The 12,918-nt window shown below is 57.4% G+C and carries 13 protein-coding genes; 5 read left to right on the top strand and 8 right to left on the bottom strand.

The genetic code is table 11. From position 1 onward, the window contains the following. Positions 1-2: 2 nt before the first annotated feature. The 4 genes from VGK48_04810 to VGK48_04795 form a co-directional block, all read right to left on the bottom strand. Positions 3-455, bottom strand: coding sequence for a hypothetical protein (locus VGK48_04810; protein HEY2380484.1), 453 nt, complete (start codon positions 453-455; stop codon positions 3-5). Next, positions 425-1,600 carry a molybdopterin-synthase adenylyltransferase MoeB gene (moeB, locus tag VGK48_04805; GenBank protein ID HEY2380483.1) on the bottom strand — a complete coding sequence of 392 codons (1,176 nt, stop codon included), beginning with the start codon at positions 1,598-1,600 and terminating at the stop codon, positions 425-427. Before moeB ends, VGK48_04810 begins: the two co-directional genes overlap by 31 nt. 62 nt (positions 1,601-1,662) lie before the next feature. After that, positions 1,663-2,295: a lysophospholipid acyltransferase family protein gene (locus VGK48_04800; GenBank protein HEY2380482.1), complete on the bottom strand. Its 633-nt coding sequence runs from the start codon at positions 2,293-2,295 to the stop codon at positions 1,663-1,665. Between the two features lie 10 nt (positions 2,296-2,305). Beyond that, on the bottom strand, positions 2,306-2,644 hold the full coding sequence (locus tag VGK48_04795; GenBank protein ID HEY2380481.1) for a hypothetical protein: 339 nt from the start codon (positions 2,642-2,644) through the stop codon (positions 2,306-2,308). 314 nt (positions 2,645-2,958) lie between these two features. Between VGK48_04795 and VGK48_04790 the strand changes: the two genes are divergently transcribed. Beyond that, positions 2,959-3,651, top strand: a complete 693-nt coding sequence (locus VGK48_04790; GenBank protein ID HEY2380480.1) for an HAD family hydrolase — start codon at positions 2,959-2,961, stop codon at positions 3,649-3,651. Here VGK48_04790 and VGK48_04785 read toward each other — a convergent pair. The 3 genes from VGK48_04785 to VGK48_04775 are packed head-to-tail and all read right to left on the bottom strand — an operon-like array spanning position 3,621 to position 6,331. Continuing rightward, positions 3,621-4,694, bottom strand: coding sequence for a peptidylprolyl isomerase (locus VGK48_04785; GenBank protein HEY2380479.1), 1,074 nt, complete (start codon positions 4,692-4,694; stop codon positions 3,621-3,623). The two genes, VGK48_04790 and VGK48_04785, sit on opposite strands and share 31 nt — an antisense overlap. 40 nt (positions 4,695-4,734) lie before the next feature. Beyond that, entirely contained in the window at positions 4,735-5,907 is a 1,173-nt protein-coding gene (gene dinB / locus VGK48_04780; protein ID HEY2380478.1) for a DNA polymerase IV, read from the bottom strand. Positions 5,908-5,914: 7 nt separating this feature from the next. Further along, positions 5,915-6,331 carry an Rrf2 family transcriptional regulator gene (locus VGK48_04775; GenBank protein ID HEY2380477.1) on the bottom strand — a complete coding sequence of 139 codons (417 nt, stop codon included), beginning with the start codon at positions 6,329-6,331 and terminating at the stop codon, positions 5,915-5,917. 91 nt (positions 6,332-6,422) lie between these two features. Here VGK48_04775 and smc point away from each other — a divergent pair, with 91 nt between their 5' ends. The 4 genes from smc to VGK48_04755 all read left to right on the top strand — a co-directional run bounded on the left by smc (position 6,423) and on the right by VGK48_04755 (position 11,831). After that, positions 6,423-10,049 carry a chromosome segregation protein SMC gene (gene smc / locus VGK48_04770; protein HEY2380476.1) on the top strand — a complete coding sequence of 1,209 codons (3,627 nt, stop codon included), beginning with the start codon at positions 6,423-6,425 and terminating at the stop codon, positions 10,047-10,049. Positions 10,050-10,149: 100 nt separating this feature from the next. Beyond that, complete coding sequence (locus tag VGK48_04765; GenBank protein HEY2380475.1) at positions 10,150-11,037, top strand: phosphoribosylaminoimidazolesuccinocarboxamide synthase; 888 nt, start codon at positions 10,150-10,152, stop codon at positions 11,035-11,037. A gap of 12 nt (positions 11,038-11,049) precedes the next feature. Further along, positions 11,050-11,586 (top strand): CvpA family protein, encoded by a 537-nt coding sequence (locus VGK48_04760; protein ID HEY2380474.1) that lies wholly within the window; start codon positions 11,050-11,052, stop codon positions 11,584-11,586. Beyond that, a complete protein-coding gene (locus VGK48_04755) occupies positions 11,571-11,831 on the top strand; it encodes a helix-turn-helix domain-containing protein (GenBank protein ID HEY2380473.1) in 261 nt (86 codons plus the stop codon). Before VGK48_04760 ends, VGK48_04755 begins: the two co-directional genes overlap by 16 nt. Before the next feature lie 33 nt (positions 11,832-11,864). Here VGK48_04755 and VGK48_04750 read toward each other — a convergent pair. Then, the coding region (locus VGK48_04750) for a hypothetical protein (GenBank protein ID HEY2380472.1) at positions 11,865-12,918 on the bottom strand (1,054 nt) is incomplete at its 5' end.

Raw genomic sequence — 12,918 nt, 5'->3', positions numbered from 1 at the left:
TTTCAGGCCTGAAATACCAGCTCCAGCTGCATGAAGGCCATGCCTTCCGGCACGACGGTCAGTGAGCCGAAGCCGGGGCCGAGGAAGTCGCGGATCTCTCCCATGGTCTGATGAGTGATCTTATCGATGCGGAGGCCGAGGCGATGCGTGCCGTTATCCGAGACGAGTTCGCACTCCAAAGCGTGGACCTTCTTAATAAGGTAGTGAAGCTTCTGGAGAAACCCGGAATAGTCGAGCTTTTCCGGCCGGACGCGGGCGAGCGCTTCCTTCGGGAGCCAGCAGCGTTTGTCGCTGGAATAGACGAGTTTGAAGTTGCTGCGCTTGATTTCGATGACCAGCCCCACTTCTTCGGGAAGCTGGAGCTGGTCTCGATAGTATTTCGACCGGCAGTAGACGAAATCGCCTACCTGGATCGGGCTGGCCTTCACCCTTTCGCGGTTGTCTGTACGGAGCATACAAACTCCGGAATCGACGCCAGGTCGATGTGTGCATTCGGTCCGCACGCCGCGCAGTTCGGATTGCGGGTGATCTTCAATGTGCGGAACGTCATCTCGAGCGCATCGTAATACAGCAACCGGCCGTTCAGCGGCTTTCCGATATTGAGCAACAGCTTGATCACTTCGGTCGCTTGAACCAGACCGATCGTGCCCGGCAGCACGCCCAGCACTCCGGCTTCATCGCAGCTCGGCGCGAGCTCCGGCGGAGCGGCTTCCGGATAAAGGCAGCGGAAGCACGGTCCCTGATAGGGAATGAACGTCGAGGCCTGTCCTTCGAACTGGAAGATGCTTCCATAGGCGACCGGCTTCTTCAGCAGCACCGCGGCGTCATTCACCATGTATGCCGTCGTGAAATTGTCGGAGCCGCTGACGATGACGTCGTAGTCGGCGAAGATGTCGAGAATGTTGGAGGCATCCAGATGCAGCTGGTATGTCCGGACTTTCACATCGGGATTCACTTCAAATAAGGTCCGGCGCGCCGAATCGACCTTCGGCATTCCGACCGACGATGTCCAATGGAGGATCTGCCGCTGCAGATTGGATTCATCGACGACGTCATAATCGACCAGACCAAGCGTTCCCACTCCGGCCGCCGCAAGGAAGACACCGGCCGGCGATCCCAGCCCGCCAGCGCCGACCAGCAGAACCTTGCTTTTGAGCAGTTGGAGTTGTCCCTTCTCACCGACCTGCGGGATCCGCAGGTGGCGGCTGTAGCGCGCCCACTGATCTTTGCGGACCTTTTCCGGCGTAACGAACCGGAAGCCGTTGTTTTTCCACTCGTTGAAACCGCCGCGCATCGAGTAGACCTTGGTGTAGCCCAGTTCCTGGAGCGTTTTGGCCGCGAGCGCGGAGCGGGTGCCGCCGGCGCAGTAAACGACGATCGGCTGATTCTTATCTGTCAATTCCTTGTCGGCCTTCACTTCCAGAAAGCCGCGGGGCAGGAAAATGGCCTGATCGAGATGACCCTGCTCCCATTCGTCGCCTTCGCGCACGTCGAGGAGGGTGAAACCATTGGCAGGATTCAACTTCTCGTTAACTTCCTGAACGGAAACTTCCTTAATTTGCCGCTTTGCGTCATTCAGAATCTGTTTAAAGTCGCTCATCGTTACCCTTACTAGATTAAATTAGTCATGTTCAATATACGCGAAGAGGCCGTGGCTGTCGACTACCACCGCGTATCCCCTTCATTTCTCAACTTATCAAGGGCCGTCTGCATTTGCTGGTGGAGGTTGCGGAGTACTTCCTCGGAGGCGTCGGGTGGCACCCAGATGGGTTCTGCCTTCAACACAATGGCGCGCGTAAACGGCAACGGAATCTGAAACTCGTCCCAGCTTTTGAGTTGGATCTTGTGTTTCATCGAAATGTGAAAGCAGAAAATCGCGGCGCCGGTTTTCATTGCCAGGAGCACGGGACCTTGTTTCGCGACATAGCGTGGGCCGCGCGGGCCGTCAATGGTGAAAGCTGCGTCGTGGCCTTTGCGAATTTCCCGCGCCATCTCGGCCAGCGCGCGAAAGCCGCCGCGGGAACTGGAGCCGCGGGCGGCGCCGAATCCGAATCGCCGGATGCACTGGGCGATGGCATCGCCGTCCCGATTCATGCTGGTCATGACCACGATTCCGCGATTCCGCCAATAGTACGTGGAGGGAAAGATCCGGCCATGCCAGAAGGTAAAAATCGCGCGCTGTCCGGACTTATAAATGTCGTCGAGGTGGGAGTCGCCTTCGGATTCCCACCGGACGGTCCGGCCGATGACCGCGATCGCTATCGTGCCGATCCAGCCGATCAGCCAGGATTTCAAGGGTTGAAAACTACACGGATTTCGCGGATTTTCTTTGCGAAATACGCGACATCCGCAGCTCGGATTTCTCGAGGAGTTCGGCCATTTCGCTTCGGCTCTTGCGCTGCCGGATGCCGCGATCGTCCACCAGCCAGAAGCGGGAGGCTTCGGCTATGACCTGTTCGTGAGCCGGAAAACCTACCGAGTTGCCGATTTTTCCGGGTTCAACGTAGTGGGCGCTTTTCGTGAGGACACGCCCGTTGAAAATCATGAAGCTGCTGAATAAAGGTGCGTCAATAGTAATCAGTGTGTTGGAACTGCCGGTGAACAAGCATAGCTTTTCCAGCGAGATCTCTGCGATTTCGATCATCAAGCTTCTCCGTGATCGTCTATAGAGGTTCCCTGCAAGTCGAAGAGAATATCGAAATTTTCCGGCGGGACAAAAACATTATTTCACGGCCGGCGTCTAACCTCCGAGCTCGTGGCATTTGAAGTGCTCATCCATTTCAGGGAGGTATTGAAATGATTTGTCCAGGATGCAAAAGCGAAAACGAAATGGCGTACTCCGCTCTTTCCCACGGATTTGTCTGTCTGGAATCGGACTGTGGCCTCGAACTTGAAATGGAACCGGCCGAGGCCATGCAAGTGCTTGAATTCGAGGCAGAATTAGTGTGTTGTTAGGGAGTGAAGCTACTCCTCTTCGACATTGATCAGACCCTGGTGAACACGGGCGGCGCGGGATTGCGCGCGTTGGACCGTGCTTGTCAGCAACTTATCCAACTCGAACGTGCCATGGACGGAATCAGCCCGCACGGCAAGACCGACCCCGCGATTGTCCGGGAAATCTTTCGTGTTCGGTTGAAAAACATCTCTCCCTCACAAAGAGAAATCGAAACAATCCTGGAAGCGTATCTTTCCTTTCTGAAGGATGAAGTTCGCCTCTCGCCGGCCTACCGGGTATTGCCCGGCATCATTTCATTGCTCGACCACCTGGTGGCACACGACGGGGCGGCGATGGGCCTCGCGACGGGCAACATTGAAATGGGCGGACGAGTCAAACTCGAGCGCGGCGGGTTGAACCGGTATTTTGACTTTGGTGGATACGGATCTGACGCCGAGGACCGATCCGAACTGGTCCGGAAAGGCGCCGCCCGGGCAGCGCACAAAATCGGCAGGACTTTCCTTGCAGATGACACTTTTGTCATCGGCGACACGCCTCTGGATATCGAGGCAGGGAAGCGCGCGGGATTCAAAACCGTGGGTGTCGCGACCGGCAGCTATTCCGTCGCGCAGTTGCTCGAAGCCGGCGCAACCTTCGCCGTTTCCGACCTCGAAAAAGACCGCGACTACTTCCTACGTTCCACCTTCATGGCGTAAATATCGACGCGTTCCTTCGGGCGTTCGTTTTCCTGGGGAACGGCCGCGATCTTTTCCACCACGTCCATGCCTTCCACGACTTTTCCAAAGACGGTATAGACGCCAGCCAGCGGAGGCTGGTCGGCGAGAACGATAAAGAAGGAAGTGAGAGCGCTGTCAATCTCGTCGCCTCGCGCCATCGAGACGATGCCGGCGGTGTGCTTCACATCGTTGAGCTCCGCCTTGATCTTCACGACATACTTCTGGGCCGCCTGAGGTACCGGCTCGCTGCGGGTGTTGAGATCGCCCGCCTGAATGACGAAGCCGGGCGCAATGCGGTGGAATGCCGTCTTGTCGTAAGCACCCGATGATACGAGCTGCAGGAAATGGCGCACGTGATTCGGCGCTTTATCCGGGAACATTTCCATCACGATATTGCCTTTCGATGTCTCCATGACGACGCGGAACCGGGAAAGCTCCTCTACTGTTTCCTGAGTGAACGGCGGCGGAACGGGCGCCGGCCGCGGGCGAATCGTGATGCTTTTGACTTCGATGCGCTCCCTGGCGATCTGCTTTTCGTCGACCGGGCTGGTGGAAATCTTATCCACGACTTCCATGCCCTCGACAATGTGGCCAAAGGCAGTGAATTGGCCGGTGAACTGAGGCTGGTCCGCGACGATGATCAGGAACTCGGATCCCGCGCTGTCCGGCTTGCCCGGAAGCAGCGTGGCCGCGACGGTGCCCTGAGTGAATGGAAGGTTGCTGATTTCGGGTTTCAGTCCGCGATTGAAGCCGCCGGTGCCGTATTTCGCGCGCGCCTGCGGATCCCTGGTTTCGGGATCGCCGCCTTGAACAATGCCATGCGCCACCATGCTGTGGAACGTCGTGCCGTTGTAGAAGCCGTCGCGTGCAAGCTGAATGAATTGCTTGACGTGTGACGGGGCCTGATCCGGGTAGAACTCCATGATGAATGTTCCGGCCGAGGTGTCGAACACGGCCTGGAGTTGTTTGAGATCCTCCTGTGGAGGTGCGAGGAGCAATGCGGCTAATAGCAACAGATTCATATCTTGTGTCTCTTGTGCTTCTTGTGGTTCCTTCTCCTTTCTACAGCATCTGCGAGCCGCGGCGCAAAGCCCCCTCACCGAATTTCTGTTTGATCTCGTCGACGGTGTGGCTGAGTTTCTCCTTCTCCTTCTGGGCCGTGGCTTCGGCAAAAAGCGTCAACTGGTGCGGGTCTTCGCCGTCCCGGCGCAGGTCGCCGGCGGCGACGCCGATCAATCGGATCTTCTGCTTCAACGGAAATTTCGAGAACAGGCCGCGAGCGATGGCGGCGATGGCCTCGCCGGTTTGAACGCGTTGTTCGAGCGACTGTTGTTTCGTGTGTGTCGTAAAGCTGGAGTAGCGGAGCTTAAGCGTTACTTTCCTCGCGCGGTAATTGTCTTTGCGAAGGCGTTCGGCGACGTGATCGGAGAGTTCGAGGATGGTACCGAGCAGGAGCTGCCGGTCATCGGTATCCTCTTCGAACGTGGTTTCGCTCGAAATCGACTTGGGTTCCCAGTCCGGCACGACCGGCCGGTCGTCATTGCCGCGAGACAGCTGATAGAGATGTTCACCAAGGCTGCCCAGCCGGCGGACAACGGATTCCCGGTCCGCTGCGGCAATGTCGCCGATCGTCCGGAACCCCAGTTCGTGCAGGCGCACCTCGGTTTTCGGTCCGACGCCCCAGAGTCTGGAGATCGGCAGATCGCGGAGGAAGGGCTGGATCTGGCTTTCTTCGACCACCACGAAGCCGTTCGGTTTTTGAATGTCGGAAGCGATCTTGGCAAGAAACTTGTTGGGCGCGAGGCCGACGGATGCGGTCAGACCGGTCTTCTCGCGGATTTCGGCTTTGATCGATCGGGCGATCTGAACAGGAGCGCCCAGGAGGGCCACAGAACCGGTGATATCAAGGAAGGCTTCGTCGATGCTGAGCGGTTCGACGAGATCTGTGAAATGGCGGAAGACTTCCATGACCTGTCCGGACACTTCCACGTACCGCTTCATCCGCGGCCGGACGTACACGCCGTCCGGACAGAGTTTCCACGCGCGGCTGATCGGGAGAGCGGAGCGAACTCCGAATTTTCTCGCCTCGTAGGAACACGCCGCAACCACGCCCCGGCCTTGTCCGTCTTTCGGATCGGCGCCGACAATGACAGGCTTCGATTTGTATTCAGGATGGTCGAGCTGTTCAACAGAGGCGTAGAACGCATCCATGTCGACGTGCAGGATCGACCGCATGGGCGCCTTAGATGTGGTACATCAACCGGCGCTGGTTGCTGCGCTCGCGGCGGACGAGTTCTTCGAATGTGATGTTGTTCAGAACGCCGCCGATCGCGCGATCCACGTCGTCCCAGATCAGTTTGAACTGCGAGTCTTTTCCGTTGTCGAGAGACGAAAGCTGGACGAAAGGGCCGCTCATGGCGCGGACGACATCGCCGAGGGTGATCTGCGAGGGCGCTCGCGTGAGGGTGAACCCACCTTCAGTGCCGCGGCGGCTCCGGACGATCTCCACCCGTTTCAGGATCTGCATGATTTGAAACAGGAATTTCATCGGTATTGCCTGCCTTTGCGCGATATCCTGCACGCGTACGGGAGCTTCACTGTCATAATTCAGCGCCAGTTCCAGCACGGCCGAACACGCATATTCGTCTCTGGCGGACACTTTCATATTTCCCGACAATATCTTACTTGGACCCAATCTGTCACTCATACCCCCGAAGCTAGGGGCACAACGAAAAGGTGAGTGGGAGCAAATGCTGAAATTACGGCGCATTGAAATTCTAGGTTTTAAGTCGTTCTCCGACCGGGGGGAAATCACCGTTAACGAAGCGGGGGTTACCGCCATTGTGGGTCCGAACGGGTGCGGCAAAAGTAACGTGTCCGACGCCATTGCATGGGTTCTCGGCGAGCAGAGCGCTAAATCCCTGCGTGGCGAGAAGATGGAAGATGTCATCTTCAACGGCACCCGGAACCGGAAGCCGATGGGCATGGCGGAAGTGACGATCACGCTGAGCCAGATCGGCAATGGGAACGGCAACGGAAATGGCAATGGCCATGGCAACGGGAATGGCAACGGAAGCGGCAATGGCAACGGCCATGACGTGGAGCACGCCGCGCCGCCGGCCGCTCCTGTAGCCGGGCCGCGCGACGTAACGGTTCAGCGCCGTCTCTACCGTTCCGGTGAGAGCATGTACCTGATCGACGGCAAGATATGCCGGTTGCGCGATATTCAGGACATCTTTCTGGGTACCGGCCTCGGCCCCAACAGCTATGCGATTATCGAGCAGGGCCGCGTCGGCCAGTTGCTCAGCTCCAAACCGACGGATCGCCGCGGGCTCATCGAAGAGGCGGCCGGCATCACCAAATTCAAGGCCAAGCGGAAACTTGCGGAATCGCGCCTGGAAGCGGCAAGGCTGAACCTTTCCCGTGTGAACGACATCCTGGCAGAGGTCGACCGGCAGCGGAATTCACTGAAACGACAGGCGGGCAAAGCCCGCCGCTACATCGAGCTGCGGAACCGCATGCGGGACGTCCTGTCCGCCGTCTATTCGACGCGCGCCGAGATGCTGGTCGATCAGCAGGAGAAGATCGAGATCTCGCTCGCGCTGATGACCAATGAAGGCAAACACCTCGAACAGGAAATCGAGCGGCTCAACGCGCTCGTTCACCAGCGCCGCTTTGATGTGGGCGAATCGGAACACAAACTCGAAGGGATGCGCGACCGCCGTTCCGAGATCGAGCTCGAACACGAAAAGACGGTCCAGCGCATCGAACGGCTCCACGACCAGATCAAGGCGCTCGAAGATCGCAAGGTCGCTCTTGCCGCCGACCAGGCCCGCGCGCTCGAAGAACTCGAGAAAAACGGCGCTGAGCGTGAGGCCCGGACGGTCCAGCTCGCGGCGATCGATGACGAAAAAATTGCGGTCGAAGCAAATGTCGCGAAAGCCGGAGCCGCGGTTTCGGATTGTGTGGCCCGGCGCAATGAGGAAGAACGCACGATTGAAAGGCTGCGCCAGCAGCAGTTCGAAATGGTAGGCAGGGAAGCACGGCTGCGCAACGAAGTTGCCAGCAGGCGGGACACGATCGCCCGCATCTCCGGCCAGATCGACAGGCTTCAGAAAGAAGAAGCCGAGGCCCGCGAGCAGGAAGCTCTTTTCGAAGCGCAGTTGGCTGCCGCGCGTGAAGAATATGCCGTCCAGCAGGCTGGATTCAGTCAGCTGAAGACGCAGCTCCAGCTCGCCGAGGAGTCGTTTTCGAAGAACAAACAGGATCATGCGGGCGCCGTAAAGGCAGCCGCTGAAGCCCGGGCGCACGAAGAGAGCATTCGCCATCGTCTTAAAACGATCGGCGACCTTGCCGTGCAGCGCGCCTACAGTACTGAATCCGTGCAGCAGTTTTTCAATGCGGTGCGCGGATTGGAATGGGCGCCGCTCGGAATCCTGGCGGATTTCGTCGAAGTCGAGCCGGACTTCGAAGCGCTGGTCGAAGACTTCCTGCGCTGGAAACTCCAATACGTGGTCGTTCAGGACAGGACGCAGGCCGAGCGGGCGATCGACATTGTCAAGACGGTGAGCAAAGGCCGCCTGGATTGTCTCGTTCTCAACGGGCACACTACGCCGGCGCCGCCGGCTGTTATCGAGGGAGCGCGGCCGCTTGCGGAAGTCGTTCGTTTCGATGACCGTGTCCGTCACTTCAGCGACTACGTGCGCGATGCCTATATCGTCGACACGGCGGATCGCGCATGGGAACTTGCCGCGCAATATCCGCAGCTGGAGTTTGTCGCGCGAACCGGTGAAATGGTGCGCGGTCATGTCATCAGCTGGGGCGAGCATGAGGATCACGGACCGCTGTCGCTGAAACGTGAGATTCGCGAACTCGACGCGCAATTGGATACGGCGCAGCGCCAGACCACTGTCTGGCAGGATGAATCCATCCGCCTGGAGGATCTGGTCCGTGAAAGCGAGGCGTTGAAGGGACGCCTGGCTGTCGAACTTCAGGAAGCGGAAAAGACGATGCTGAACACCGACCATCGGGTCCGTTCGCTTTCCGGTGATGTGCAGCGCGCGGCGCAACGCTTGCGGGTGGCGGTCGCAGAGATCGAGCGGCTGACGGCGGAGCGGGCCGAGGTGGAAAAGGCAGCGGTCGATGCGGAATTGGCTTTGACTGAAGTCGCGACTCAGAAACGCGCGGTCGAGGAAGAAATTCAGCTCCGCAGCCGCCTTAGCGAAGAGCTTCGCATCGAAACGGATGAGCTGAAGCGCGGCCTCGCCGGGCTTCAGTCGCAGCTCGCCGTACTGCAGGAGCGCCGCTCCACCGTGGCGCGTGAAATCACAGCCCTGACGCAGCAGGCGGAGCAACTCAACCGCCGCTCGACCGAGGCCGCCGCCCAGATTCAACAGGCGCAGGAACAGCAGATCCAGACCGAGGTCACCATCGAGTCGCTCGAAGTGGCGCGCGCCGGCCTCGTCGAGGAAGGCGGTGAGCTGGATGCGGCGATCACGGTCACCACCAGCGCGCTCGAGGAGCTACGCAGGGAACTGCACGAGGCGGAAGCGAAATGGGACGAAACCCGGGCCCTGCTCGATTCCTGGAAAGACCGGCATAACGCGCTGGAGATCGAAAAGACCCAGGTCGAATCCGATCTGAAGCACCTGGCGGAATCGTGCGTTCACGAACTGAATGAAACCATCGAAGCGGTCTGCCTGAAATACTTCGAAGCGTTGCCGCCGACGGAACTCGAGGTCCGCGAGAAGGAATATCATGAGCTTCGCGACAAGATGGATTCCATGGGCGCCGTGAACATGATGGCGGTCGAGGAATATCAGGAGGCTGAAGAGCGGTTTGCGTTCCTCAGCACGCAGCGCCAGGATCTGCTCGATTCAATCCGCGACACGACCCAGGCCATCGAAGAAATCGACGCGGTCTGCCGCCGGCAATTCAAAGAAGCGTTCGAAGCCATCAACGCCGGATTCAAGGAGGCGTTTGTCACCCTCTTCGGCGGCGGAATGGGCGAACTCCGCCTGCTCGAAGGCGCCGGAGAAACGGATGCGGGCGTGGAAATCGTCGCGTCGCCTCCGGGCAAAAAACTTCAGAACGTGCTTTTGCTGTCCGGCGGAGAAAAAGCGCTGACCGCCCTCGCTCTGCTGATTGCGCTGTTCCGTTACAAGCCGAGTCCGTTCTGCGTGCTCGACGAAGTCGATGCGCCGCTGGATGAGGCCAATGTGGACCGCTTTGCGCAAATGGTGCGCGACATGAGCTCGACGACGCAATTCATCGTCATCACCCACAGCAAGCGTACAATGGAAACCGCATCGCAGCTTTATGGCGTTACGATGGAAGAGCCCGGAATATCAAAAATAGTCTCCGTGAGATTGAACTAAGGAAGAATTATTGGATCATTGCATCATTCGAGGTTTCTGTATTTCAAATTTGAAATGCAGAAACGTCGGATGATGAAATGGTGCAACGGACTTAAATAATATGACGGCAATTGTTCAAACGAATCTAACTGGTGTAACGCTCCATGGCCGCGGCAAGGTTCGGGATATTTATGATCTGGGCGAGCACTTTCTGATCGTCGCGACCGACAGGCTTTCGGCTTTCGATGTGGTGCTGCCAACCCCGATTCCGGACAAAGGGAAAGTGCTGACACAAATGTCGGCGTTCTGGTTCGATCATTTCAAAAATGTTGTTCCCAATCATGTCGTTTCGACTGAGGTGAGCGACTATCCGAAAAATCTTCACCAGTTCCGCGATCAGATCGAAGGGCGCTCGATGCTGGTGAAGAAGGCCAAAGTCTTTCCGGTGGAGTGCGTGGCGCGCGGCTTTCTCACCGGTTCCGGCCTGAAGGATTACAACAAGACCGGGCAGGTATGCGGAATTCCGCTGCCGCCGGGATTGCGGGATTCGGATCGTCTGCCGCAGGCGATCTTCACGCCGTCGACGAAAGCCGAAAAAGGCCACGACGAGAACATTTCCGAAGAGCAGGCCGGCAGGATCATCGGGCCGGAAAACATCCAGAGCCTCAAGGAGCTCACGCTCATGCTTTACACTCGCGGCGTGGATTATGCGGCGACGCGCGGTATCATCATTTGCGACACCAAGTTTGAATTCGGAACCATCGACGGAAAGATATCGGTTATCGATGAAATGCTCACTCCGGACTCGTCAAGATTCTGGCCTGCGGACAAATATTCACCTGGAAAGCCGCAGCCGTCGTTCGACAAGCAATTTGTGCGCGACTATCTCGAGAAGATCGGTTGGAATAAACAGCCGCCGGCCCCGGAATTGCCGGAGGATATCGTCAAGGCCACCAGCGCGAAATACGTCGAAGCGCTGCGTGTTTTGACGGGCCACGACCTTAAATAAAATTATACTGTGATGCTGATTCTCAGATTCTCTTTGCTGGATTTCGTCATCCTCGCCATCCTTGTCTACTCCACTGCCGTCGCCTGGCTCAAAGGCTTTATTCGTGAAGTTTTCGGCTTGATTACGATCTTCGCAGGGGTGCTGCTTGCGTCGTGGTTTTATCAGGACGCGGCGGGCTTGTTTAAAGGTGTTGTCAGAACAGAAAACCTTGCTCTATTCTTTGGCTTCTCCGTTATATTCCTGGTGATCCTGATCGCCGGATTCGTGGTGATCTGGCTTGCCACGAAATTTATGAAGTTCGCGAAGGTCGACTGGGCCGACAGATTGCTCGGTGCGGCATTCGGCTTTATTCGCGGATGGTTGATCGGGGTCGTGATCCTCATGGCGTTGACGGCCTTCGAGGTTCAGACGGAGACAGTGAAGAACTCGGGGCTGGCACCGTATTTCCTGCCCGGGTCGAGAGTCATTGCCATCGTGACTCCCTTTGAAATGAAAGCGAAGTTTCTTGTCGGCTACCAAGCGCTGGAGCGCTGGTGGCGGCAACAGTAATCCGAAAAATCCACGACCAACTCGAAGGAAGAACCGTGAAAGAGCAGTTGGAGTCCCTCGTTGCCGAAATGATCGAAAAACGCATTTATCTGGGCGAAGCTGTCAGCGAATTCGAGAAGAAGTTTATTCAGAGCGCGCTCAGTAAGACCCGCGGAAATCAGACCAAGGCCGCAGCAGTGCTCGGAGTCCATCGCAATACACTGAACCGCAAGATCAGCCAGCACAAGTTGAACGGACACCGATAGGAACGGGAAGGAACACAAGAAGCACAAGACTGGCTATTCTTGTGCCTTCTGTGCTTCTTGTGGTTCCTTCCGCTTTCGTTGAAGTCTCTGCAGAACCCGCGGAAGAACAGACTCCGGATCCGCCGTCGGAATGAGGTGGACGTTCTGTAATGGACTGACGATGAAGTTCGCGACGAGGCAGAACTCGTCGTAAACGGCGTCCGCGCTTTTCTCCATCGGAATCGAGAACAGTCTTTGAAGATCGCCTTCAAAGGCTTCCTTCAGCGCGGCGACTTCGTATTGCTCGAAGCCCACTACTCGGCCTTGCCGGATAAACGCAATCTTGCAGCGCGAAACGGAGTCTGCGCCGAGCACCGCAACGTAATTGAAATTCCACACGGAGAAAAACGTATCTTTGTATTCCTGCCGGGCGCGATGAAGCTTGTCGAGTTTGCGATGGACGATTTCCGCGTCCTCGAACCGGGTCTCCGCGGCCAGGCCATTCATCTTTCCGACCAGCGCGTTTTCGACATCGGCGTCGCGGCCTTCGATGAAACCGATCGCTTCATGAACATCTTCGAGATATCCGCGGCGGTCGATGTCGTTGTTGCACGGCCGTGAACAGGTATGCATCTGGAAGTAGAGACAGTCCGGATGGGGGTCATTGCCGCGAATGTTATACAGGCACGGCCGCAGCTTGAATGTGCGTTCCAGGGTGGTCTTGAGCCTGGTGAACTGGCTGCGCGAAATGAAGGGTCCGAAGTAGTCGACGCCGGATTTGACCTGGCGGCTTGCATAGATACGGGGAAAGCGCTGCTTGCGATTGATTTTCATCAACGTGAACAGCCGGAATGTGCGCATTTTGCGGTAGGTTTTAGGAAAATGGCGCTTCCGTTCCCGATAGAGGACGTAGAGCGTCTCAAAGGTGGAATCGGTCCGGATGTACTCGATGCGGCCGGTGATTTCGCGCAGATCGAGGTCGCGTACGCGCTCCGATCGTTCGCCGTAGTAACGTTCAAAACGTTCGAAGAGATTGCTGGTCTTATCGAGGACGATCAGCTTTCCGTGGAGGTCGAAGATTTTATAGACACCGGAGTGTTTGGGCAGG

The organism is Terriglobia bacterium (assembly GCA_036496425.1).
Classification (GTDB): Bacteria; Acidobacteriota; Terriglobia; order 20CM-2-55-15; family 20CM-2-55-15; genus 20CM-2-55-15.
The sequence above is the reverse complement of the archived record's forward strand: the minus strand, read 5'-3'. Positions and strand labels throughout refer to the sequence as shown.